At 67.6% G+C, this 24855-nt stretch carries 20 protein-coding genes and 3 rRNA genes; 21 read left to right on the plus strand and 2 right to left on the minus strand.

Features of this window, described 5'->3' with window-relative positions; genetic code table 11:
* From argJ to argH, 6 genes are read left to right on the plus strand one after another with little or no spacing between them, the layout of a single operon-like run.
* Positions 1–1152 (plus strand): bifunctional glutamate N-acetyltransferase/amino-acid acetyltransferase ArgJ, encoded by a 1152-nt coding sequence (gene argJ / locus EFL95_RS09620; protein WP_123233762.1) that lies wholly within the window; start codon positions 1–3, stop codon positions 1150–1152.
* On the plus strand, positions 1149–2093 hold the full coding sequence (argB, locus tag EFL95_RS09625; RefSeq protein ID WP_246004882.1) for an acetylglutamate kinase: 945 nt from the start codon (positions 1149–1151) through the stop codon (positions 2091–2093). The genes argJ and argB overlap by 4 nt, the downstream gene beginning before the upstream one ends.
* The gene (locus EFL95_RS09630) at positions 2090–3262 is read left to right on the plus strand and encodes an acetylornithine transaminase (RefSeq protein WP_123233763.1); all 1173 of its coding nucleotides are present in this window, start codon (positions 2090–2092) and stop codon (positions 3260–3262) included. Before argB ends, EFL95_RS09630 begins: the two co-directional genes overlap by 4 nt.
* On the plus strand, positions 3259–4191 hold the full coding sequence (gene argF / locus EFL95_RS09635) for an ornithine carbamoyltransferase (RefSeq protein ID WP_123233764.1): 933 nt from the start codon (positions 3259–3261) through the stop codon (positions 4189–4191). Before EFL95_RS09630 ends, argF begins: the two co-directional genes overlap by 4 nt.
* Positions 4188–4706, plus strand: a complete 519-nt coding sequence (locus EFL95_RS09640) for an arginine repressor (protein ID WP_123233765.1) — start codon at positions 4188–4190, stop codon at positions 4704–4706. The genes argF and EFL95_RS09640 overlap by 4 nt, the downstream gene beginning before the upstream one ends.
* Positions 4706–6118 carry an argininosuccinate lyase gene (gene argH, locus EFL95_RS09645; protein WP_123233766.1) on the plus strand — a complete coding sequence of 471 codons (1413 nt, stop codon included), beginning with the start codon at positions 4706–4708 and terminating at the stop codon, positions 6116–6118. The genes EFL95_RS09640 and argH overlap by 1 nt, the downstream gene beginning before the upstream one ends.
* A gap of 1 nt (position 6119) precedes the next feature.
* Here the strand turns inward: argH and EFL95_RS09650 are convergent, their stop codons facing one another.
* The gene (locus tag EFL95_RS09650) at positions 6120–6947 is read right to left on the minus strand and encodes a class I SAM-dependent methyltransferase (protein WP_123233767.1); all 828 of its coding nucleotides are present in this window, start codon (positions 6945–6947) and stop codon (positions 6120–6122) included.
* A gap of 19 nt (positions 6948–6966) precedes the next feature.
* Positions 6967–7317, minus strand: a complete 351-nt coding sequence (locus EFL95_RS09655; RefSeq protein WP_123233768.1) for an MmcQ/YjbR family DNA-binding protein — start codon at positions 7315–7317, stop codon at positions 6967–6969.
* Between the two features lie 45 nt (positions 7318–7362).
* Here EFL95_RS09655 and EFL95_RS09660 point away from each other — a divergent pair, with 45 nt between their 5' ends.
* The 15 genes from EFL95_RS09660 (at position 7363) to recN (ending at position 24814) form a co-directional block, all read left to right on the plus strand.
* Positions 7363–7956, plus strand: a complete 594-nt coding sequence (locus EFL95_RS09660; protein WP_123233769.1) for a DNA-3-methyladenine glycosylase — start codon at positions 7363–7365, stop codon at positions 7954–7956.
* A gap of 44 nt (positions 7957–8000) precedes the next feature.
* A complete protein-coding gene (locus EFL95_RS09665; RefSeq protein ID WP_123233770.1) occupies positions 8001–8468 on the plus strand; it encodes a hypothetical protein in 468 nt (155 codons plus the stop codon).
* A gap of 102 nt (positions 8469–8570) precedes the next feature.
* A complete protein-coding gene (locus tag EFL95_RS09670) occupies positions 8571–9062 on the plus strand; it encodes a hypothetical protein (protein ID WP_123233771.1) in 492 nt (163 codons plus the stop codon).
* Positions 9063–9135: 73 nt separating this feature from the next.
* Positions 9136–10689 (plus strand): succinic semialdehyde dehydrogenase, encoded by a 1554-nt coding sequence (locus tag EFL95_RS09675; RefSeq protein ID WP_123233772.1) that lies wholly within the window; start codon positions 9136–9138, stop codon positions 10687–10689.
* A gap of 69 nt (positions 10690–10758) precedes the next feature.
* Positions 10759–12021 carry a tyrosine--tRNA ligase gene (gene tyrS / locus EFL95_RS09680; RefSeq protein WP_123233773.1) on the plus strand — a complete coding sequence of 421 codons (1263 nt, stop codon included), beginning with the start codon at positions 10759–10761 and terminating at the stop codon, positions 12019–12021.
* A gap of 3 nt (positions 12022–12024) precedes the next feature.
* Complete coding sequence (locus EFL95_RS09685) at positions 12025–13062, plus strand: alpha-hydroxy acid oxidase (RefSeq protein ID WP_123233774.1); 1038 nt, start codon at positions 12025–12027, stop codon at positions 13060–13062.
* A 529-nt stretch (positions 13063–13591) separates the two neighbouring features.
* Positions 13592–15113, plus strand: a 16S ribosomal RNA gene (locus tag EFL95_RS09690).
* 365 nt (positions 15114–15478) lie between these two features.
* Positions 15479–18585, plus strand: a 23S ribosomal RNA gene (locus tag EFL95_RS09695).
* Between the two features lie 84 nt (positions 18586–18669).
* Positions 18670–18786: ribosomal RNA gene (rrf, locus tag EFL95_RS09700) — 5S ribosomal RNA — on the plus strand.
* Together the 16S, 23S and 5S rRNA genes form the textbook arrangement of a ribosomal RNA operon.
* 149 nt (positions 18787–18935) lie before the next feature.
* Positions 18936–19949, plus strand: coding sequence for a tetratricopeptide repeat protein (locus EFL95_RS09705; RefSeq protein ID WP_123233775.1), 1014 nt, complete (start codon positions 18936–18938; stop codon positions 19947–19949).
* Positions 19950–19951: 2 nt separating this feature from the next.
* Complete coding sequence (locus EFL95_RS09710; protein ID WP_246004883.1) at positions 19952–20935, plus strand: HAD-IIA family hydrolase; 984 nt, start codon at positions 19952–19954, stop codon at positions 20933–20935.
* A complete protein-coding gene (locus tag EFL95_RS09715) occupies positions 20932–21273 on the plus strand; it encodes a hypothetical protein (protein ID WP_123233776.1) in 342 nt (113 codons plus the stop codon). Before EFL95_RS09710 ends, EFL95_RS09715 begins: the two co-directional genes overlap by 4 nt.
* Before the next feature lie 12 nt (positions 21274–21285).
* Positions 21286–22119, plus strand: a complete 834-nt coding sequence (locus EFL95_RS09720; RefSeq protein WP_281272201.1) for a TlyA family RNA methyltransferase — start codon at positions 21286–21288, stop codon at positions 22117–22119.
* A 2-nt stretch (positions 22120–22121) separates the two neighbouring features.
* Positions 22122–23075 (plus strand): NAD kinase, encoded by a 954-nt coding sequence (locus EFL95_RS09725; protein WP_123233778.1) that lies wholly within the window; start codon positions 22122–22124, stop codon positions 23073–23075.
* A complete protein-coding gene (gene recN, locus EFL95_RS09730; protein ID WP_123233779.1) occupies positions 23072–24814 on the plus strand; it encodes a DNA repair protein RecN in 1743 nt (580 codons plus the stop codon). The genes EFL95_RS09725 and recN overlap by 4 nt, the downstream gene beginning before the upstream one ends.
* Positions 24815–24855 lie beyond the last annotated feature (41 nt).

Raw genomic sequence — 24855 nt, forward strand, 5'->3', positions numbered from 1 at the left:
ATGTCTGTCACCCACCCCGCCGGCTTCGTTGCCGCCGGCGTACCCGCCGGCTTGAAGTCCACCGGCGCCAAGGACCTCGCCCTGGTCGTGAACCAGGGCCCGACCTTCGACTCCGCCACCGTGTTCACCTCCAACCGCTGCAAGGCCAACCCGGTCCTGTGGAGCCAGGAGGTCGTCAAGGACGGCACCGTGAAGGCCGTCGTGCTGAACTCCGGCGGCGCCAACTGCTACACCGGCCCCGAGGGCTTCCAGACCACCCACGCGGTCGCCGAGCAGGTTGCCTCGGGACTCGGGATCGGAGCGATCGACGTCGTCGTCTGCTCGACCGGCCTGATCGGCCTGGCGAACCCGCGGCAGAACCTGCTCGACGGGGTCGACGCCTGCGTGGCGGGTCTCGCCGCCGACGGCGGTGACGACGCAGCGCACGCCATCATGACCACCGACACGGTCTCCAAGCAGGTCGTCGTCGAGGGCGCGGGCTGGAGCATCGGCGGCATGGCCAAGGGCGCCGGCATGCTGGCCCCGCAGCTGGCCACGATGCTGGTGGTCATCACCACTGACGCCGTGGTGCCCGCCGTCGACCTCGACACCGCGCTGCGGGCCGCGACCCGGGTCAGCTTCGACCGGCTCGACTCCGACGGCTGCATGTCGACGAACGACACGGTCACGGTGATGGCCAGCGGGGCCAGCGGGATCACACCGAGTGCCGACGACTTCACGCACGCCCTGACCCAGGTCTGCACCGACCTGGCGATGCAGCTGCTCAAGGACGCCGAGGGCGCCGACCACGAGATCGCGATCACGGTCCTCAACGCGGCCAGCGAGGACGACGCGGTCGAGGTCGGTCGGAGCGTCGCGCGGAGCAACCTCTTCAAGGCCGCCGTGTTCGGCAAGGACCCGAACTGGGGCCGGGTGCTGGCCAGTGTCGGCACCACCAGCGCTGCCTTCGACCCGGCCGACCTGGACGTGGCGATGAACGGCGTCTGGGTCTGCAAGCAGTCCACCCCGGCGGAGGATCCGGCGGGCGTCGACCTGGAGCCGCGCGAGGTGAGTGTGACCATCGACCTGAAGACGGGTACGCAGCGGGCGACGGTGTGGACCAACGACCTGACCCATGCCTACGTCCACGAGAACAGCGCGTACAGCTCATGACCGCCCCGGAGATCGGCGAGGAGAACGAGATGCGGCCCGCCGTCGAGCCCGCCAAGGCGAGCACGCTGGCTGCTGCGCTGCCCTGGCTGATGAAGTACCACGGCAAGATCGTGGTGGTGAAGTACGGCGGCAACGCGATGGTCGACGACGAGCTGAAGAAGGCGTTCGCCGAGGACATCGTGTTCCTGCGGATGGCCGGGTTCAAGCCGGTCGTGGTGCACGGCGGGGGACCGCAGATCTCACAGATGCTCGACCGGCTCGGCATCAAGAGCGAGTTCAAGGGCGGTCTCCGGGTGACCACGGACGAGGCGATGGACGTGGTCCGGATGGTGCTGGTCGGTCAGGTGCAGCGCGAGCTGGTCGGCCTGATCAACCAGCACGGACCGCTGGCGGTCGGCCTGTCCGGCGAGGACGGCGGCCTGTTCACCGCCAAGAAGACCAACGTGATCATCGACGGCGAGGAGGTCGATCTCGGCCTGGTCGGCGAAGTCGCCTCGGTCCGGCCCGAGGCGGTGCAGGACGTGATCGACGCCGGCCGGATCCCGGTGATCTCCTCGGTGGCACCCGACGAGGACGGCGCCGTGCACAACGTGAACGCGGACACTGCCGCTGCCGCGCTGGCGGCTGCGCTCGGGGCCGAGAAGCTGCTGGTGCTCACCGACGTCGAGGGCCTCTACCGCGACTACGGGAACAGCGACGACGTCATCGGCGAGATCAGCCCCGAGGCGCTCGCCGAGCTGATGCCGTCGCTGGAGAGCGGGATGGTCCCCAAGATGGCGGCGTGCCTCGCAGCGCTCAACGGCGGCGTGCCGCGGGCCACCGTCGTCGACGGTCGCGAACCGCACGCCGTGCTGCTCGAGCTCTTCACCGACGAGGGCGTCGGCACCCAGGTGCTGCCCGGGGTCGCCACCAAGATCCGGAAGGCGAAGGGGTCGGCATGAGCGTCAAGAGCCGGTACGCCGAGGCCGTGATGAACACCTTCGGCCCGCCCAAGGTCGCGCTGGTGCGGGGCGCGGGTGCGCACGTGTGGGACGAGGACGGCCACGAGTACGTCGACCTGCTCGGCGGCATCGCCGTCAACGCCCTCGGGCACGGACACCCGGCCCTCGTCGCCGCGGTGACCGAGCAGCTGCAGACGCTCGGGCACGTCTCGAACTTCTTCACCTCGCCGCCCGCGGTCGAGCTCGCCGAGAAGCTGCTCTCGCTCACCGGCCGGGAAGGTCGGGTGTTCTTCACCAATTCCGGGACCGAGGCCAACGAGGCGGCTCTCAAGATCACCCGGCGCACCGGCCGGACGCACCTGGTGGCCGCGACCGAGGCCTTCCACGGCCGGACGATGGGCTCGCTCGCACTCACCGCCAAAGCGGCGTACCGGGAACCGTTCGAGCCGCTGCCGGGCCACGTCACCTTCATGCCGTACGGCGATGCCGCCGCACTCGCTGCGGCCGTCACCGACGAGACCGCGGCCGTCATCCTCGAGCCGATGCAGGGTGAGGCCGGCGTCATGGTCCCGCCCGCCGACTACCTCGCCGCTGCCCGGCGGATCACCGCCGAGCACGGCTCCCTGCTGTGGCTCGACGAGATCCAGACCGGGATGGGACGGACCGGTCGGTGGTTCGCCGCAGCGGCGGACCCGGAGGTCGCGCCCGACATCGTCACGGTGGCCAAGGGCCTGGCCGGCGGGTTCCCGATCGGCGCCTGCATCGCGCTCGGGGACGCGGCGTTCCTGCTCGAGCCCGGGAACCACGGCACCACGTTCGGCGGCAATCCGCCGGCGTGCGCGGCTGCCCTGGCCGTGATCGGCACGCTGGAGTCCGAGGGCCTGCTGGAGCGGGCGACCGTGCTCGGCGAGAAGCTCCGCGACGGTCTCCGGGCCGACCCGCGCGTGGTCGAGGTCCGGGGTGAGGGCCTGCTGATCGGGCTGACGCTGACCGAGCCGCTGACCGCCGAGGTCGCAGCGGCTGCGCTGGCTGCCGGCTTCATCCTCAACAACGCCACCCCGGACCGGATCCGGCTCGCTCCACCGTTCGTCCTGACCGACGCTGACGCGGAGGCGTTCCTCGCGGCGTGGCCCGCGATCCTCGACGCCGCCTACGAGGGGGAGAAGTGAGCACGCCCAGCCCGATCAAACACTTCCTGCGTGACGACGACCTGACTGCTGCCGAGCAGGCGGAGGTGCTCGACCTGGCGGCGGCTCTGAAGGCTGCTCCGTACGACAGCAAGCCGCTGGCCGGACCGCAGACGGTCGCGATCATCTTCGACAAGCCGACCCTGCGGACCCAGGCCTCGTTCGTGGCCGGCATCGCCGAGCTCGGGGGCCACCCGATGGTGGTCGACGGCAACCTCGCCCAGATCGGCACCCGCGAATCGATCGCCGACGTCGCCCGGGTCCTCGGTCGGCAGGCGAGCCTCATCGTCTGGCGCACCCACGACCAGAGCCGGATCGAGGAGATGGCCGCCTACGCGGGCGTGCCGGTGGTGAACGCACTGACCGACCAGTTCCACCCCTGCCAGACGCTGGCCGACCTGCTCACGATCCGCGAGCACAAGGGTTCGACCGCAGGCCTGACCATGACCTTCCTCGGGGACGCCGCCTGCAACATGGGCCACTCCTACCTGCTCTCCGGTGCTCTCGCCGGGATGCACGTGCGGGTCAGCGGCCCGGACGGTTTCCAGCCGGATCCGGCGATCCTCGCGCGGGCCCAGGAGATCGCGGCCGGCACCGGAGGCTCGGCGCAGATCGTCGACGACCCGAAGCAGGCTGCCGAGGGCGCGGACGTGCTCATCACCGACACCTGGATCTCGATGGGCAAGGAGGCCGAGTCGGCCGACCGTGCCGAGGTGTTCCGGCCCTGGCAGCTGAACGCCGACCTGCTGGCGCTGGGCAACGACGCGATCGTGATGCACTGCCTGCCGGCGTACCGGGGCAAGGAGATCACCGCCGACGTGCTGGACGGACCGAGCAGCGTGATCTGGGACGAGGCCGAGAACCGGCGGCACGCCCAGAAGGCGATCATGCAGTGGCTGGTGACCCGATGAGCCAGATCCCGCTGACCAAGAACGCCCGCCAGCAACGCATCATCGAGCTGCTCGCCACCGAGGAGGTGCGCTCGCAGACCGAGCTCGCGGACCTGCTCTCGGCCGCCGGCGTGGTGGTCACCCAGGCCACGCTGTCCCGCGACCTGGTCGAGCTGGACGCGGTCAAGGTACGCGCGGCCTCGGGCGCGCTGGTCTACGCGGTGCCCGGGGAGGGCGGCGACCGCACCCCCCTGGTCGCCCGTGAGACCGCGGCCTCGGAGGCGCGGTTGGCGCGGTTGTGCGCCGAGCTCCTGGTCGCCGCCGACGCCTCGGCCAACCTAGTGGTGCTGCGGACCCCTCCGGGGGCGGCGAACTTCCTGGCTTCTGCGCTCGACAAGGCCGAGCTCGGGGCGGTGCTCGGGACCATCGCCGGCGACGACACGGTGCTGGTGATCTCCCGCGACCCGCTCGGCGGCGAGGCGCTGGCCCAGCGGCTGCTCGACCTGGCGAACAAGACCCACGGACACGAGGACTGATGAACACCACCAACGAGGGCAAGCTCTGGGGCGGTCGCTTCGCCGGCGGACCGGCGCCTGAGCTCGAAGCGCTCTCCCGCAGCACCCACTTCGACTGGCGGCTGACGCCGTACGACCTCGCCGGGTCGAAGGCGCACGCCCGGGCGCTGCACACCGCGGGGCTGCTGACCGACGCCGACCACGACGAGCTCCAGCGCGGGCTCGACGCGCTGGGTGAGCGCTTCGCCGCCGGCACGCTGCACCCGGACCCCTCGGACGAGGACGTGCACGGCGCGCTCGAGCGCCTGCTGCTGGACGAGGTCGGCACCGAGATCGGTGGCAAGCTGCGGGCCGGACGGAGCCGCAACGACCAGATCGCCACCTTGTTCAAGGTGTTCCTGCGCGAGCACGCCGCCGTGATCGCCGGGCATGTGCTCGACCTGGTGGACGCACTCGCTGCCCAGGCAGAGACGCACCACGGAGCGATCATGCCGGGGCGCACGCACCTGCAGCACGCCCAGCCGGTGCTGCTCTCGCACCACCTGATGGCGCACGCCTGGGCGCTGCTGCGCGACGTCGACCGGCTGGGCGACTGGGACGCACGCGTCGCCGCGGAGTCGCCGTACGGCGCCGGTGCGCTGGCCGGCTCCAGCCTCGGTCTGGATCCCGAGCAGGTGGCCGCGGACCTGGGTTTCACCGGCTCGGTCGCGAACTCGATCGACGGCACCGCGTCCCGGGACTTCGTGGCCGAGTTCGCCTTCGTGACCGCGATGATCGGCGTCGACGTCAGCCGGATCGCCGAGGAGGTCATCCTCTGGGCGACCAAGGAGTTCGGGTTCGTCGCGCTCGACGACGCGTTCTCGACCGGGTCGAGCATCATGCCGCAGAAGAAGAACCCCGACATCTCCGAGCTCGCGCGTGGCAAGTCCGGCCGGTTGATCGGCAACCTCTCCGGCCTGCTGGCCACCCTGAAGGCGTTGCCGCTCGCCTACAACCGGGATCTCCAGGAGGACAAGGAGCCGGTGTTCGACTCCGTCGACACCCTCGAGGTCCTGCTCCCGGCCTTCGCGGGGCAGGTCGCCACGCTGCGCTTCGACACCGACCGGATGGCCGAGCTGGCACCGCAGGGCTTCTCGCTCGCCACCGACATCGCCGAGTGGCTGGTCCGGGAAGGCGTCCCGTTCCGGGTGGCGCACGAGGTCGCCGGTGCGTGCGTACGGCGCTGCGAGGAGCTCGGCATCGAGCTGCACGAGCTGACCGACGAGCAGTTCGCCGCGATCGACGAGAACCTGAAGCCCGCGGTGCGGGCGGTACTCACGGTCGAGGGCTCGGTCTCGTCGCGGACCGGCCGCGGCGGCACGGCGCCGGTGCGGGTGGCCGAGCAGCTGACCGAGCTCCGGGCCCGTGCGTCCGCAGCCCGCGACCGGCTCTGACTCAGCGCCGTCCCAGGGTGTAACGCATGTTCCAGATCAACCGGCACGGTTGGTCTGCGCTTGTCCGGGTCGACTCGAGGATCTCGTCGGCCTGAGCCAGGATCCGCGGCTTGTCCTCCTCGGGCATCCGCATCCACATCGCCCGCTGACCGGTCGAGAGCGAGAACCGCTGCCAGTGCAGAACGTCGGGGAACTCGAGGGTCGTCGGCACGAGGGTGGTGGACACCTCGCGCGCGCCCGCGTCGCCGAGCAGGCGCTCCATCCCGCTCTCGCTGGTGAAGGGGCTCTCGGCGGCGACGAACTTCGGGTCCCGGTACGTCGGCGGCACGTACGGGTCGAGCAGGTCGACCAGGGCGTTGCTGGCCTCGTCCTCGACGCCGAAGGTCACCAGCCCGATCCGGCCGCCGGGCGCGAGCCGTTCGACCCAGGTGCGCAGCGCGCTCGCCGGGTCGGCCAGGAAGAACAGCACCAGCGAGGACGCGACCACGTCGTGGTCGGCGGGCAGGTGGCTCAGGTCGCCCGCGTCGGCGACGTCGAAGGTCGCCTGGGTCAGGCCTGCTCGGGCCGCGAGCCCGCGGGCTTCCTCCAGCATCCCGGGGGAGACGTCGACCCCGTGGACGCTGCCCCCGGCTCCCACGGCTGCAGCGAGCGGCAGGGTGACCGCGCCGCGCCCGCACCCGACGTCCAGGCAGCGCTCGCCGGGCTGGGCGTCCAGCAGCTCGACGAGCTTCGCGCCGACCGGGCCGAAGAACTCCACCCCGGTCTGGTCGTAGGTGCTGGCGAGCATGTCGAAGACCTGGGCGACGGTCGGTGTCTGCTTCTCGTCCATGGCACCGATCCTGCCCGGGTCAGTCGAGTTCGGCCAGGTACTGCGCGGCGACCTTCTTCGGCACGCACATCGTCCAGGCGTCGATGATCAGCTCGCGCAGCTCGTCGACCTCGAGCGCCTCCATCCGGGCAGCCACCCACTGGTAGCGCATGTCCGAGGGCCGCGGCAGCATGAACTTGTCGGGCTCGCTGTCGACCAGTGCCTGCCGCTCCTCGCGGGGGAAGCCGAAGCCGAGCCGTGTCTCGTCGGGGGAGACGGCCGCGAACACGATGCTGCCGACGCGGAACTTGGTCGCCTCCCGCACCGTCGCCTCGTAGGCGCGCGGCAGGGTGAGCGCGATGTCGCGCACGTCCTCGAGGCTCACGGGCATGGACCTACCTTCACACCGACCACCGACAACGGGGAGGATCGGTGCATGGCCACCCTCGCCGACGTGCTCGCCGGCCCCGTCCTGGAGGTGGCCCCACGACTGCTCGGGGCGACCCTGCGACACGGCGACGTGGCGGTGCGTCTGACCGAGGTCGAGGCCTACGACGGGACGAACGATCCGGGCAGCCACGCGGCGAACGGGCCGACACCGCGCAACGAGATCATGTTCGGCCCGCCCGGCTTCCTCTACGTCTACTTCATCTACGGGATGCACCACTGCGCGAACGTCGTGTGCGGCCCGGACGGCCATGCCTCGGCCGTGCTGCTCCGAGCCGGCGAGGTCGTCGAGGGGGTCGAGACCGCGCGCGCCCGGCGTACCGGATCCGCCCGGGACCTGGCGCGCGGGCCGGCACGGCTCTGCGACGCGCTGGCGATCGACCTGCGCGACAAGGGGACGAGCCTGGTGGACGGGCCGGTCCGGTTGGAGCTCGGCGATCCGCTCGACACGGCCGCGATCTCCACGGGTCCGCGCGTCGGCCTGCGGCCGGCGGCGGAACGTCCGTGGCGCTTCTGGATCACCGAGGACCCGACGGTCTCCCGTTACGTGCCGGCCAAGCCGCGTTCACGCACGACGAACTAGTTTGGGCGCGCCGCGAGCGCGGCCCCGATCCCAGGAGAGCGGCAGTGAAGAAGATCCCCGTCATGGTGGCAGCCGCGCTGCTCGGCTCCAGCCTGGTCTCCGGCTGCGGCGGCAGCTCGGGCTACTGCGACACCGTCAAGGCGGACGCCCAGACGCTCACCGACTTCACCTCGCCGGCCGTCCAGCCGGACTTCGCCAAGATCCCGGCCTTCCTCAAGGACGCGAAGGACCTGGAGAGCAAGTCCCCGAAGGAGGTGAAGGAGGACTGGAGCGTCATCACCAGCACCCTGCAGAGCCTCAGCGACGGCCTCGCCGACGTCGGGATGACGTACGCCCAGTTCGCCACCTTCCTGAGCACCGGCACGCTGCCCGACGGGGTCACCCAGGCGCAGACCGCCGGCCTGGCCCTGAAGTACCAGCAGCTCGGCGCGGACATCGTGACCAAGGCAGCCAACGAGATCACCCAGCACGCAGCCCACTCCTGCGACGTGGACCTGACCCGCAAGGGCTGATCGAACCGGGCTGGACCAGCCGTACGGACGGTTCCCAGGTCCGTGGCGAACCACTAGGTTGGCGCCGTCCGCGTGCGGCGGACCTGATCGAGGGAGTACGGCATGCGTAGGTTCTCGGCCCTGACGGCCACGGCGGTCCTAGCGACCGGTCTCATCACCGGGTGCGGAAGCAGCAGCGGTGGCGGCAGCGGAAGCAGCAGCAGCGACTACTGCAAGGATCTGAAGTCCTCGGCAGCCGGCATCAAGGCCTTCACCGCGGACAACGCCACTCCGGACTTCGCGAAGGTCGCGGACTTCATCGACAACGCGCACGGCCTGGCGAAGAAGGCGCCGAGCGACATCAAGGACGACTGGGCGACGATGGTCGCCGCCATGGACGCGCTGACCGACGCGCTCAACGAGGCCGGCCTGAAGGTCGAGGACATCGGCACCCTGATGACCGGGCAACTGCCCGCCGGCGCCGACCCGAGCAAGCTGGCCGGACTGACCAGCAAGCTCCAGGAGATCGGTTCGGACAAGGTGCAGAAGGCCGGGGCGGCGATCGCCAAGCAGGCGAAGGACACCTGCAAGATCGACCTGAAGTCCGCCGGCTGACACGTCGGGGAGCAAGGGACCGACTCGTGACGGAGCCGGTGACAGCAGAACTAGAACGCGTTACAGTTTGTCCATGACTCTGCCCGCGTCCGTCACGCCCGAACTCCTCGCCAAGCTCACCGGCATGGTGGTCTCCACCAGCGGTCGCAGCTACCCGCTGACCGAGGTCTACACCGGCGAGAAGGTGCTCGACCTCCCGCAGTCCAGCCCGGAGGACGTCGAGACGGCGTACGCCGGCGCGCGCAAGGCCCAGGCGGTCTGGGCGTCGTGGCCGCTGAAGCAGCGCATCGACGTGATGAAGCGCTTCCACGAGCTGCTGCTGCGCGACGGCCTGATCATCGCCGACCTGATGCAGGTCGAGACCGGCAAGGCCCGGCGGATGGCGTTCGAGGAGACCTGCGACGTCCTGATGGTCACCAGCCACTACATCAAGGCCGCGCCGCGGATCCTCAAGGAGAAGAAGCACGGCGGCGTCGTGCCGCTCGTGTCGACCTCGACCGAGGTCCGCGTGCCCAAGGGCGTCATCGGCCTGATCTCGCCGTGGAACTTCCCGTTCGCGACCAGCCTGTCCGACGCGATGCCGGCGCTGATCGCGGGCAACGGCGTCGTCCTCAAGCCGGACAACAAGTCGACCCTGAACGTCGCCTACGGCGTCGGCCTGCTCTACGAGGCCGGAATGCCGCAGGGCCTGGTGCAGATCGTCTGCGGCGAGGGCCCGGACATCGGTTCGACCATCGTCGAGAACGCCGACTTCGTGATGTTCACCGGCTCGACCGCGACCGGTCGCGTCATCGGCGCGCAGGCCGGCCAGAACCTGATCGGCTGCACCCTGGAGCTCGGCGGCAAGAACCCCCTGATCGTCCTGGACGACGCGAACCTCGACGAGGTCATCCCGGGCACGATCATGGCTGCGTTCCTCAACACCGGCCAGGCCTGCATGCACATCGAGCGGATCTACGTCTCCGAGCAGCGCAAGGACGAGTTCACCCAGCGCTTCGTCGAGGCAGCCCAGGCCATCGGTGTCGACGCCAAGTACGACTTCAGCCCCGACATGGGATCGCTGGTCTCGGTACCGCAACGCGAGCGCATCGAGTCGCACGTCGACGACGCCGTGGCGAAGGGTGCCACGGTGCTGACCGGCGGCAAGGCCCGCCCGGACCTCGGCCCGGCCTTCTACGAGCCGACCGTGCTCACCGACATCACTCCCGACATGATCCTGGCGAAGACCGAGACCTTCGGGCCGGTCACCTCGATCTACACCTACAAGACCGTCGACGAGGCCGTCGCCCTGGCGAACGACACCGACTACGGCCTGAACGCCAGCGTCTGGGGCAAGGACCTCAAGGCCGCCGAGGCGGTCGGGCGCCGCATCGAGGCCGGCAACATCAACATCAACGACGGCCTCGCGGCGTCGTACGCCTCGAAGAAGAGCACCTCCGGTGGTTTCAAGACCTCCGGTGTCGGCAGCCGCCACGGCGACGCCGGCATGCTCAAGTACACCGACGTCCAGAACGTCGCGGTCCTCAAGAAGCAGGTCCTGAGCAACCCGCCGGACACCGACTGGACCAAGCAGGTCGACCAGACGGTCAAGGGACTTCGGTTCATGCGGAAGTTCGGGATCCGCTGACGTACTTGCTGGTTGAGCCTGTCGAAACCCGGTGCGGCGAACAGCGGCCCCATACGGCAGGCTTGCCCTGTGACTGTTGATCCCCAGCTCCTGGACGACCTCGAGTGGCGCGGCCTGATCGCGCACTCGACGGACCTCGACGCGCTCCGTGAGGCGCTGACGTCGGGGAGCGTCCGGTTCTACGTGGGCTTCGACCCGACCGCTCCCAGCCTGCACATGGGCAACCTGGTGCAGATCCTCACCGCGCGCCGCCTGCAGCTGGCCGGACACACGCCGTACGCGCTGGTCGGCGGTGCCACCGGGATGATCGGCGACCCGAAGGAGTCGGGGGAGCGGACCCTGAACTCGCTCGACACGGTCAAGGACTGGGTCGACCGGGTCCGTCGGCAGATCGAGCCGTTCCTGTCCTTCGAGGGCGAGAACGCCGCGACCATGGTGAACAACTACGACTGGACCGCATCGCTCTCGACGATCGACTTCCTGCGCGACATCGGCAAGCACTTCCCGGTGAACCGGATGCTCGCCCGGGACGTGGTGAAGAGCCGCCTCGAGGCGGGCATCAGCTACACCGAGTTCAGCTACATCCTGCTCCAGTCGATGGACTTCCTCGAGCTGTACCGCCAGCACGGCGTGACGATGCAGTTCGGTGGTTCCGACCAGTGGGGGAACCTGACCGGCGGGGTCGAGCTGATCCGGCGGGCCGACGGTGGCAGGGCCCACGCGTTCGCCACCCCGTTGATCACGAAGTCCGACGGCACCAAGTACGGCAAGACTGAGGGCGGCGCGCTGTGGTTGGACGCCACGATGATGTCCCCGTACGCGTTCCACCAGTTCTGGTTGAACGCCGAGGACGCCAAGATCGGCGAGCTGCTGCGGGTCTTCACCTTCCTCTCCCGGGCCGAGATCGAGGACCTGGAGAAGCAGACCGCCGAGACGCCCCACCTGCGGGCCGGCCAGAAGGCACTCGCCGACGCGGTCACCACCCTGGTGCACGGCGCGGAGGAGACCGAGAACGCCAAAGCGGCCGCTGCGGCGTTGTTCGGTGGAGGAGCGCTCGTCGACCTGAACCCGGCGACGCTGGCCTCGGCGCTGCGCGAAGCTGGTGCCACCCAGGCATCGCTGGGGACCTCGTACGTCGACCTGCTGGTCGGCTCGGGGTTGGTGAAGAGCCGGGGCGACGCGCGGCGGACGATCGCCGAGGGCGGTGCCTACCTGAACAACGAGCGGGTCACCGATCCCGAGCTCGTCCCGGACGAGAGCCACCTGGTGGCGGGCGGTTGGTTGGTGCTGCGGCGCGGCAAGCGCAACCTGGCGGGCGTCGAGATCGGCTGAGTCGTGGAACAGCGGTGGCAGGACGCCCTGGTGGCGCGGGCACAGGAGCGCCTGCCCGCCGCCGTGTTCCGCTACTTCGCCGACGGAGCCGGTGACGGCCTCACCACGGCTGAGGCCGAGCAGGCCTGGCTCCGGGTCCGACTGGCACCGCGCGTCCTGACCGACGTGAGCCGGGTCGATCTGAGCTCGGAGGTCCTCGGTGCCACCGTGACGACTCCCATCGCGATCGCGCCCAGCTCGCTGCAACGCCTGGCCCACCCCGACGGCGAGCTGGCCATGGCCCGTGCCGCGGCCGCCACCGGCACCCTGCTCTGCGTGCCCAGCAACGCCGGGACGCTGTTCTCCGAGATCGGGGACACCGGAGCCACCTGGTGGTTGCAGCTGTACGTGCCCGAGGACCGTTCGCTGATCGAGCCGGTGCTCGAGCGCGCCGCGGCTGCCGGCGCGCGCGCGATCGCCGTGACCGTCGATGCGGCCGGGACCCGGGTCCGCGCCGATCTGGACGAGGCGCTCGACGAGGAGGCTGCCGGTTACCGGCTCAACCACGACGACCCGGCACTGCTCGGTCCGCCGGGCCATGCGGCCGACCTCGGACCGGACGATCTCGCCCGCGTGGCGCGCCTGACCGGACTCCCGGTCGTGGTGAAGGGCGTCTCACGGGCCGATGACGCGCTGCGGTCCGTGCAGGCCGGTGCCGACGCGGTCTGGGTGTCGAACCACGGCGGCCGCCAGCTCGACCGGACGGTCGCGACCGCACAGAGCCTGGGAGCGATCCGCGACCAGCTCGCCCGTGATGTCCCGGTGTTCGTCGATGGCGGCGTGCGCAGCGGGCTCGACGTCCTCGCCGGACTTGCGTTGGGTGCCGATGCTGTTTTTCTCGGACGACTGCCGCTCTACGGCCTGGCCGCCGGGGGAGAAGCGGGGGTCGTGGAGGTCCTGGAGCGGGTTCGCGAGGAGCTCGAGAGCGCGCTGCGTCGAGCCGGGTGCACCCGTCCGGAGGACGCGCGAGGACTGGTCGCGAACCAGACAAACGGGCCCTGACCTGCGACAACGCGGAATGTGGCCCGGACCACACCGTCTCGATTTGACGCGCGTGTAACTCGCCCATAATGTTCTCTCCTGTCGCCAGGGAGCGGCGGGACGCAAGGCCAGAAGGCCGGGCGGCCGGCCCCGAGGCGAAACCCCCTTCGCAAGACCCCCAAACCGGGGCGGAACGAGTGCGCGCTTTGACGGCCTCAGACCAGCTCGGTGGAGGTCGCCAGGAGCGGGGATCCGGACGAAGAAGTCGATTTGACTCGACTGACCGAGACCGGTAAGTTTTACCAGGTTGCCCCCCAGCCAGGCCGAGAGGCCGAACTGCGGTGCGCGCTTGATCCTTGAGAACTCAACAGTGTGCCAAAAGTCGACGAATTAGTTTGATACCCGTTCGACTGGTTTGTCCGGTTCGCCGGACGGTTAGTCGACGGTTCCTTTGTAGGAACAATAATTCTGACATATGTCAGTTTTTGATCCCGCTAGAGGAAAACGATCTAAGAGATTTGTCAGCCGCTTCGGTGGTTGGCGCAAGATTTCAATGGAGAGTTTGATCCTGGCTCAGGACGAACGCTGGCGGCGTGCTTAACACATGCAAGTCGAGCGGTAAGGCTCCTTCGGGAGTACACGAGCGGCGAACGGGTGAGTAACACGTGAGCAATCTGCCCTTCACTTTGGGATAACCCTCGGAAACGAGAGCTAATACCGAATACGACCACTTCAGGCATCTGATGGTGGTGGAAAGTTCCGGCGGTGAAGGATGAGCTCGCGGCCTATCAGCTTGTTGGTGAGGTAATGGCTCACCAAGGCTTCGACGGGTAGCCGGCCTGAGAGGGTGACCGGCCACACTGGGACTGAGACACGGCCCAGACTCCTACGGGAGGCAGCAGTGGGGAATATTGGACAATGGGCGAAAGCCTGATCCAGCAACGCCGCGTGAGGGATGACTGCCTTCGGGTTGTAAACCTCTTTCAGCGGGGACGAAGCGCAAGTGACGGTACCCGCAGAAGAAGCACCGGCCAACTACGTGCCAGCAGCCGCGGTAATACGTAGGGTGCGAGCGTTGTCCGGAATTATTGGGCGTAAAGGGCTCGTAGGCGGTTTGTCACGTCGGGAGTGAAAACTCAGGGCTTAACCCTGAGCCTGCTTCCGATACGGGCAGACTAGAGGTATGCAGGGGAGAACGGAATTCCTGGTGTAGCGGTGAAATGCGCAGATATCAGGAGGAACACCGGTGGCGAAGGCGGTTCTCTGGGCATTACCTGACGCTGAGGAGCGAAAGTGTGGGGAGCGAACAGGATTAGATACCCTGGTAGTCCACACCGTAAACGTTGGGCGCTAGGTGTGGGACTCATTCCACGAGTTCCGTGCCGCAGCTAACGCATTAAGCGCCCCGCCTGGGGAGTACGGCCGCAAGGCTAAAACTCAAAGGAATTGACGGGGGCCCGCACAAGCGGCGGAGCATGCGGATTAATTCGATGCAACGCGAAGAACCTTACCTAGGTTTGACATATACGAGAAGCCTCTAGAGATAGAGGTCTCTTTGGACACTCGTATACAGGTGGTGCATGGCTGTCGTCAGCTCGTGTCGTGAGATGTTGGGTTAAGTCCCGCAACGAGCGCAACCCTCGTCTTATGTTGCCAGCACGTAATGGTGGGGACTCATAAGAGACTGCCGGGGTCAACTCGGAGGAAGGTGGGGATGACGTCAAGTCATCATGCCCCTTATGCCTAGGGCTTCACGCATGCTACAATGGCCGGTACAAAGGGCTGCGATACCGCAAGGTGGAGCGAATCCCAAAAAGCCGGTCTCAGTTCGGATTGGGGTCTGCAACTCGACCCCATGAAGTCGGAGTCGCTAGTAATCGCAGATCAGCAACGCTGCGGTGAATACGTTCCCGGGCCTTGTACACACCGCCCGTCACGTCACGAAAGTTGGCAACACCCGAAGCCAGTGGCCCAACCGTTTACGGAGGGAGCTGTCGAAGGTGGGGCGAGCGATTGGGACGAAGTCGTAACAAGGTAGCCGTACCGGAAGGTGCGGCTGGATCACCTCCTTTCTAAGGAGCTTTATCTGGCAGGCTCAACCTGTCCAGGGCGTTCGGTTTGTGTAGACACACGTTCTACCGCCGAGCACTGCTCACTAGTGGAACGTCGACTATTTGGCTTGTAGACGGAAGACGTCTCGTCAGTACAACCGCCCACCTCGTGTGGGATCAACGGAGTGGAACCTCGAGGCCGGCGCCGCATACGAATCAGGCACACTGTTGGGTCCTGAGGGATCGAGAGATCGAACCTTCTAGGGCCACCATCCCCTCGAACTTCTCGTTCCATCCGTGAGGATGTGAACGGGAAAGCGTGGAACCGATGGCGGCACCGCCCGTATCTTGAGAACTACACAGTGGACGCGAGCATCTTTGTAGCAAGACAAGCTACTAAGGGCACATGGTGGATGCCTTGGCACCAAGAGCCGATGAAGGACGTATGAGCCTGCGATAAGCCCCGGGGAGTTGGCAACAGAGCTGTGATCCGGGGATTTCCGAATGGGGAAACCCAGCTGGAGTCATGTCCAGTTACCTCTGCCTGAACACATAGGGCAGTTGGAGGGAACGAGGGGAAGTGAAACATCTCAGTACCCTCAGGAAGAGAAAACAAAAGTGATTCCGAGAGTAGTGGCGAGCGAAATCGGAAGAGGCCAAACTCAAGCAGTGTGATAGCCGGCAGGCGTTGCTGTTTGAGGGTTGTGGGGCCGTTTAGTTGATTCTGCCGAGTCAACACAGAGTAAGAAATCATTGATGAAGTCGAAGAGGACTGGAAAGTCCCGGCGTAGAGGGTGATACCCCCGTACACGTAAGTCAATGACTCTGAAGCGTCACCCCAAGTAACACGGAACCCCTGAAATTCCGTGTGAATCTGGCGGGACCACCCGTTAAGCCTAAATACTCCTTGGTGACCGATAGCGGACAAGTACCGTGAGGGAAAGGTGAAAAGTACCCCTGGCGGGGAGTGAAATAGTACCTGAAACCATGTGCCTACAAACCGTTGGAGCGGGTGTTTACACCTGTGACAGCGTGCCTTTTGAAGAATGAGCCTGCGAGTTAGCGGTGTGTCGCAAGGTTAACCCGTGTGGGGTAGCCGTAGCGAAAGCGAGTCCGAATAGGGCGATTGAGTGGCACGCTCTAGACCCGAAGCGAAGTGATCTATCCATGGGCAGGTTGAAGCGCGGGTAAGACCGCGTGGAGGACCGAACCCACTTAGGTTGAAAACTGAGGGGATGACCTGTGGATAGGGGTGAAAGGCCAATCAAACTTCGTGATAGCTGGTTCTCCCCGAAATGCATTTAGGTGCAGCGTCGCGTGTTTCTTGCCGGAGGTAGAGCACTGGATAGTCTAGGGGGCCCACAAGCTTACCGAAATTAGCCAAACTCCGAATGCCGGTAAGTTAGAGCGCGGCAGTGAGACAGTGGGGGATAAGCTCCATTGTCGAGAGGGAAACAGCCCAGACCATCAGCTAAGGTCCCTAAGCGATAACTAAGTGGAAAAGGATGTGGAGTCGCACAGACAACCAGGAGGTTGGCTTAGAAGCAGCCACCCTTGAAAGAGTGCGTAATAGCTCACTGGTCAAGTGATTCTGCGCCGACAATGTAGCGGGGCTCAAGTTATCCACCGAAGCTATGGTATTCGTGCGTAAGACAGGCCTTCGTGGTCCAGTTGCACGGATAGGTAGGGGAGCGTCGTGTCGCGAGTGAAGCGGCGGAGTGATCCAGCCGTGGACGCGACACGAGTGAGAATGCAGGCATGAGTAGCGAATGAAGAGTGAGAAACTCTTCCGCCGAATGATCAAGGGTTCCAGGGTCAAGCTAATCTGCCCTGGGTAAGTCGGGACCTAAGGCGAGGCCGACAGGCGTAGTCGATGGACAACGGGTTGATATTCCCGTACCGGCAAAATAGCGCCCATGACGAACCCGGTGATGCTAACTGTCCGAAACCTTGCTTATCAGACCCTTCGGGGCGAGAGGGCAAGGCGGAGCACAGAACCCGAACCGGTAGTAGTCAAGCGATGGGGTGACGCAGGAAGGTAGTCGAACCGTGGCGATGGTTGTCCACGGGTAAGTGCGTAGGGTTGGTGATAGGCAAATCCGTCACCTATATGCCTGAGACACGATGCCGAGCTCTTATGAGCGAAGTCGATGATCCTATGCTGCCGAGAAAAACCTCTAGCGAGCTATGCGCCGCCCGTACCCCAAACCGACTCAGGTGATCAGGTAGAGAATACCAAGGCGATCGAGTGAACCATGGTTAAGGAACTCGGCAAAATGCCCCCGTAACTTCGGGAGAAGGGGGGCCGGATATGTGTATGCACTTGCTGCAGAAAGCATTGATGGCCGCAGAGACCAGGCCCAAGCGACTGTTTACTAAAAACACAGGTCCGTGCGAAGTTGTAAGACGATGTATACGGACTGACTCCTGCCCGGTGCTGGAAGGTTAAGGGGACGTGTTAGCACTTGTGCGAAGCGCAGAACTTAAGCCCCAGTAAACGGCGGTGGTAACTATAACCATCCTAAGGTAGCGAAATTCCTTGTCGGGTAAGTTCCGACCTGCACGAATGGAGTAACGACTTGGGCGCTGTCTCAACCATGGACTCGGCGAAATTGCAGTACGAGTAAAGATGCTCGTTACGCGCGGCAGGACGGAAAGACCCCGGGACCTTTACTATAGTTTGGTATTGGTGTTTGGTTCGATTTGTGTAGGATAGGTGGGAGACTTTGAAGCTTGGACGCCAGTTCAGGTGGAGTCAACGTTGAAATACCACTCTGATCGCTCTAGACATCTAACCTAGGTCCATTATCTGGATCAGGGACAGTGCCTGATGGGTAGTTTAACTGGGGCGGTTGCCTCCTAAAATGTAACGGAGGCGCTCAAAGGTTCCCTCAGCCTGGTTGGCAATCAGGTTTCGAGTGTAAGTGCACAAGGGAGCTTGACTGTGAGAGTGACAGCTCGAGCAGGGACGAAAGTCGGAACTAGTGATCCGGCGCTGGCATGTGGAAGCGGCGTCGCTCAACGGATAAAAGGTACCCCGGGGATAACAGGCTGATCTTCCCCAAGAGTCCATATCGACGGGATGGTTTGGCACCTCGATGTCGGCTCGTCGCATCCTGGGGCTGGAGTAGGTCCCAAGGGTTGGGCTGTTCGCCCATTAAAGCGGCACGCGAGCTGGGTTTAGAACGTCGTGAGACAGTTCGGTCCCTATCCGCCGCGCGCGCAGGAAACTTGAGAAAGGCTGTCCCTAGTACGAGAGGACCGGGATGGACGAACCTCTGGTGTGCCAGTTGTTCCGCCAGGAGCACGGCTGGTTAGCTACGTTCGGAAGTGATAACCGCTGAAAGCATCTAAGCGGGAAGCACGTTTCAAGATGAGGTTTCCCACCGGGTTAACCGGGTAAGGCCCCCAGTAGACGACTGGGTTGATAGGCCGGAGGTGTACAGCAGTAATGCCTAGCCGACCGGTACTAATAGGCCGAGGGCTTGTCCCTCAAAGATGTTGCGCGTCCACTGTGTGGTTCCCGAGTTACGGTCGGGAACCTGAGAAATCAGGCTTCGATATAACTCAATAGAGTTTCGGCGGCCATAGCGAACGGGAAATACCCGGCTCCATTCCGAACCCGGAAGTCAAGCCGTTCAGCGCCGATGGTACTGCAACCGGGAGGTTGTGGGAGAGTAGGACGTCGCCGGACATATTTTTAGCAAGGGTCGCCCCTCCGGGGGCGGCCCTTGCGTCATTTTCGGGCTTGTTGCGCTGGGATTCGTGTTCCAAACTCGACCTGCAGCACCTAGCCAGCACCGAACCAATTCAAGAGTGTCGTACCACCCAGGAGGAGCCGTCGTGCCCGAAGATCGTCAGCCCAGAAGCTCCCGTCCGTCCTCGGGCGGTGGACGCAGCCAGGGTGGTCGCGCGGGTGGGCGGCCGCAGGGTGGTTCTTCGCGGGGCGCGGCTCCGAGCAGGGGCGCCGGCGGACGCTCGGCGTCGCGGGACGGGGACAAGCCCTACGCGAAGCGCGACGGTGACAAGAAGCCGTACCCCAAGCGGGACGGCGACAAGAAGCCGTACGGGAAGCGCGACGACGCGCGGGGTGGGTCCCGGCCCTACAGCCGTGACCGGCGGGACGACCAGCGCCCGCGGCGTACGGACGCTGAGCGCACCGAGGACCAGAAGCGGTACGACGGACCGGAGATCCCCGAGTGGATCACCGGCAAGGAGCTGGACCGCTCGGTCGTCGACCAGCTCAAGTCGCTGCCCGAGAAGCTGATGCTCCGGGTCGCCCGCCACCTGGTCGCTGCCGGCGAGCTGCTCGACAGCGACCCCAAGACGGCCTACCAGCACACCCTCGCTGCGCGCAGTCGCGCCGGGCGGCTCGCGGTCGTGCGCGAAGCCGTGGGCGAGGCCGCCTACGCCGCGGGTGACTACGCCGAGGCGCTCTCGGAGCTCCGCTCGGCCAAGCGCATGAACGGCGCGCAGGAGTACATCGCGATCATGGCGGACTGCGAGCGGGCCCTGGGGCGCCCGGACCGGGCGTTGACCCTGCTCAAGAACGCCTCGCGGGAGAACTTCGCGCCGCCGCTGCTGGCCGAGGTGCTCATCGTCGAGGCGGGGGCCCGTCGCGACCGCGGCGAGCTCGACGCCGCGTTGCGCACCCTCGAGAACGGTTCGCTGAACTCGCGCTCGCGGGCTCCGTGGGTGGCGCGCCTGCGCTACACCTACGCGGAGACCCTGCTTGCCGCCGGGCGTCCCGAGGACGCGTTGGAGTGGTTCCACCGGACCGAGGCGACCGACATCGAGGAGATCACCGACGCCGGAGCGCGGGCCCTGGAGATCGAGCGAAGCCTGCCCAAGGACTGATCGTGGCTGCGACCGGAGCCGTGGACGCTTTGGTGGCGTCGTACGACGTCGCCCTGCTCGACCTCGACGGGGTTGTGTACATCGGGGCCAGCGCGGTCCCGGGTGCGGTGGAAGCGCTGAACGCCGCCCGCGAGTCCGGCCTGCACCTGGCCTACGTGACGAACAACGCCGCCCGCACGCCTGACTACGTCGCCGAGCACCTCAGCGAGCTCGGCATCGCCACGGCGGCGAGCGACGTGGTCACCAGCGCCCAGGCGGCGGCCCGGTTGGTCGCCGAGCAGGTGCCGGCCGGGAGCCGGGTGTACGTGATCGGCGGCGACGGGCTGCACGCGGCACTGCGCGAGCGCGGCCTGGTACCGGTGATCGACCTCGACGAGGAGCCGGTTGCCGTCGTGCAGGGGTACGGCCCTGACATGCCGTGGCGCCAGGTCATCAACGGAGCGATCCTGGTCCGCCGAGGGCTGCCGTGGGTCGCCACCAACCTGGACCTCACCGTGCCGACGCGTCACGGTCCCGGTCCGGGCAACGGCACCCTGGTGCGGCTGGTGGCCGAGTACGCCGACCGCAGCCCGGTCGCGGCGGGCAAGCCGGCGAAGCCGCTCTACGAGGAGTCGCTGGCCCGGGTCGGCGGGGAGCACCCGCTCGTCGTGGGGGACCGGCTCGACACCGACATCGACGGCGCGCTCGCAGTCGGCTGGGACTCCTTGCTGGTGATGACCGGAGTCACCGGCCTGACAGAGCTCGCATCGCTGGAGGCCGCGCGTCGACCGACCTACCTCGGAGCGGACCTGAGTGCCCTCCTGGTACCCCCGGCGGAACCGGGCAGCTGGGTGGCCTCGGTGCGTGACGGCGCGCTGGAGGTCGACGGCTCCGGCGACCTGCACGGGTGGTGGGCCGCGGTCGCTGCGGCTCTGTGGTCGCACCTGGACGACACCGGCCGACCGGCGACGACCACGGGAGTCCAGCCGGGTAGCGTGACCCCATGACCGAGTACCAGCCGGAGGAGCCCGTCGCCGACCTCGAGGAGGCCCCGGAAGAGGACCCGGAGAACGTGCTCGAGGACGCCCCCGGTGAGGTCGAGGAGACCGCCGAGGAGCGCACTGCTCGCGAGGACGAGCTGCTCGCCGAGGAACCCGACCCGGGAGTCGGCCTGCCGCGCGACGAGGACGGCGACATCCAGACCGGTCACCCAGCGGTCGACGAAGTGCTGCGCTCACTCGGGGCACTCGACGGCACGCCGGTCGACGAGCACGTGGCCGTCTTCGAGCAGGCTCACGAGCAGCTGCGGCGCACGCTGTCCGGCGCCGGCGACGACCAGGCCTGACCGGAGGCGCTGATGGGCGTCCGGCGTCTGCGGCTCGACGCCGAGCTGGTCCGACGCGGCATGGCGCGTTCCCGCGACCACGCGGCGGAGCTGATCGCCGAGGGCCGGGTGAGCGTGCAGGGCCAGCGTGCGACGAAGCCCGCGACAGCGGTGACCGTCGACGCGGACCTGGTGGTCCGCGCTGATCCGGAGAAGCCCGACTACGTGAGCCGCGGCGGGCACAAGCTCGCCGGCGCGCTCGCGGCGTTCGCACCGGGCGGCCTCACCGTGTCCGGACGACGCTGCCTGGACGCCGGGGCCTCGACCGGCGGGTTCACCGACGTGCTGCTGCGCGCCGGAGCCGCCGAGGTGGTCGCCGTCGACGTCGGCTACGGCCAGCTCGCCTGGTCCCTTCAGTCCGACGAGCGGGTCGTCGTGCACGACCGCACCAACATCCGTGAGCTCAGCACCGAGCTGATCGGCGGACCCGTCGACCTGGTCGTGGGTGACCTGTCCTTCATCTCCCTGCGCCTGGTGCTCGACGCCCTGATCGGGGTCACGGCTCCCGACGGCGACCTCGCCCTGATGGTCAAGCCGCAGTTCGAGGTCGGCAAGGAACGGCTGGGCAAGGGTGGGGTCGTGCGCGACCCGGCGCACCGGGCCGAGGCGGTCCAGGGGATCGCCGACGCTGCGGCGGAGCGCGGCTGGGGCGCGGTCGGGGTCGCGGTGAGCCCGCTGCCCGGTCCGTCCGGCAACGTCGAGTTCTTCCTCTGGCTCCGGGCCGGCGCAGCAACCGTGGACGCGGCGGACATCGCCGCCGAGGTGAGCCGCTCCACGGTCCTGGGGGAGCCTGGTGAGAGGCTTTGACCATGAGCACGGGCGATCACGGGTCAGCGGTCCGCCGGATCCTGCTGCTCGCGCACACCGGGCGCGACGAGGCGGTGGTCGTCGCCCGCAAGGTCATCTCGGCGCTGGGTGACCAGGCGCTGGTGGTCCGGGTGCTGGCCGACGAGGCCGCAGAGCTGGGCCTGAGTGCTTCTGACGGGGTCGAGCTCGTCGACGAGAACGGCGCGGCCGACGGCGTCGAGCTGGCCGTGGTCATCGGCGGCGACGGCACCATCCTGCGGGCTGCCGAGCTGACCCACTCCACCGGGACGCCGCTGCTCGGGGTCAACCTCGGGCACGTCGGATTCCTGGCTGAAGCCGAGAGCGAGGACGTCGAGGCCACCATCGAGGCCATCGTCGAACGTCGGTACACCGTCGAGGACCGGCTCACCATCGATGTCGCCGTCTACCAGGGCAAGGAGCTGGTCTCCTCGACGTGGGCGTTGAACGAGGCCAGCGTGGAGAAGGCCGCCCGCCAGCGCATGCTCGAGGTGGTCTTCGAGGTCGACGGCCGCCCGCTCAGCCGGTGGGGCTGCGACGGTGTGGTCTGCGCGACCCCGACCGGCTCGACGGCGTACAACTTCTCCGCCGGGGGCCCGATCGTGTGGCCCGGCGTCGAGGCGCTGCTGATCGTGCCGATCAGCGCGCACGCACTGTTCGCACGACCGATGGTGGTCGCGCCGGACTCGGTCCTCGCCGTCGAGGTGCTCGCCCAGACCCAGGGCGCCGGCGTGCTGTGGTGCGACGGTCGACGCACCGTCGAGCTGCCGCCGGGTGCCCGGATCGAGGTCCGCCGGGGGAGTCGACCGGTGCGCCTCGCCCGCCTGCACCAGGCCCCCTTCACCGACCGGCTGGTCGCCAAGTTCGACCTGCCCGTCGAGGGTTGGCGCGGTGCGGCGGGTCGTCGGCGCAAGAGCTCCGACGGCGAGACGGCATGATCGAGGAGATCCGGATCGCCTCGCTCGGTGTGATCGACGAGTCGGTCCTCGAGCTCGGTCCCGGGCTCAACGTCGTAACGGGTGAGACCGGGGCCGGCAAGACCATGCTGGTCACCGCGCTCGGCCTGCTGCTCGGTGCACGCGCCGATGCCGGCGCGGTCCGCAGCGGGGCGAAGGCTGCCCGTGTCGAGGGCATCGTGACGGTCGCTGACCCCACCAGTGCCGTGGCGCTGCAGACCGACGAGCTGGGCGGCGTGGTCGAGGACGGTTCTCTGGTCCTCGCCCGTCAGCTCTCCGCTGAGGGCCGTTCGCGCGCCTTCCTGGGCGGGGCCTCGGTGCCGATCTCGGCGCTCCAGGGCGTGGCCGACCACCTGGTCGCCGTGCACGGCCAGTCCGACCAGCACCGGCTGCTGCAGGCCGAGGCCCAGCGCGCGGCGGTCGACGGTTTCGCCGGCGCCGCTGTGGCGGAACTACGAACCCGGTACGCCGAGCTCTACCGACGGCTCAAGGAGGTCGAGAGCGAGCTCGCCGAGGTCGTCGGGGCCGCGCGCGAGCGGGCTCGGGAGGCGGACGTGCTGCGCCTGGGCCTGGCAGAGATCGAGGCCGTCGAGCCGCAGCCGGGTGAGGACCAGCGCCTGGCCACCGAGGAGTCACGCCTCGGTTTCGCCGACACGTTGCGCACCGCCGCCGAGCTGGCTCGCGAGGCGTTGTCGGCCGAGCAGGACCAACCCGACGCCCTCGGCGCGGTGGCCGCAGCGCGCCGTGCGCTCGAGTCGGTGCGCGAGCACGACGAGGAAGCCGGTCGGCTCGCGGACCGGGTCGCCGAGCTCAGCTACCTGCTCTCCGACGTTGCCGCCGACGTCGCGGCCTACGCGACCGCCGTCGACACCGATCCGGCGCGGCTCGCGGTGGTCTCCGACCGTCGCGCAGCGTTGACGGCCCTGACCCGGAAGTACGGCGAGACCATCGACGAGGTGCTGGCGTGGTCGGCGTCCTCGGCGCAGCGGCTGCTGTCGCTCGACAACTCCGAGACCCGCGCCGAGGAGCTGCGGTCCGAGCGTGCCGAGCTCCGGAGCGCGCTGGCGGCGACGGGTAGCGACCTGAGTCGGGCGCGCGCGGAGGCCGGCGACCGGCTCGCCGCCGCGGTCAGCGAGGAGCTCACCGCGCTGGCGATGCCGCACGCCGAGGTCCGAATCGCCCTGACCCGGACGCCGGACCCCGACGGCCTCGAGGTCGACGGGGAGACGTGGCGGTTCACCGCCCACGGCCTGGACCAGATCGAGATCCTGCTCGCGGCCAACACCGGCGCCGAGCCGCGACCGCTGAACAAGGGCGCCTCGGGAGGTGAGCTGTCCCGGGTGATGCTCGCGATCGAGGTCGTGCTCGCCGGGACCAGCCCGGTGCCGACGTTCGTCTTCGACGAGGTCGATGCCGGCGTCGGTGGCAAGGCCGCGGTCGAGATCGGGCGCCGGCTGGCCGCCCTCGCCGCCTCGGCCCAAGTACTCGTGGTCACCCACCTGCCGCAGGTCGCCGCCTTCGCTGATCGTCACGTGGTGGTGCAGAAGTCCAGCGACGGCCGCGTCACCACCTCCGGCCTCGAGGTGCTCGACGACGAGGGGCGGGTGCGCGAGCTCTCCCGGATGCTCGCCGGCCTGGAGGAGTCCGAGACCGCGATGGCGCACGCCCAGGAGCTCCTCGACGTCGCCCAGCAGGCCCGCCAGGCTCGCCCCCGTCGCTGACCGGGAGCGACGCACCACGGGAGCGTCCGACAAATCGGGCG

The organism is Nocardioides marmorisolisilvae (assembly GCF_003725775.1).
GTDB lineage: Bacteria > Actinomycetota > Actinomycetes > Propionibacteriales > Nocardioidaceae > Marmoricola > Marmoricola marmorisolisilvae.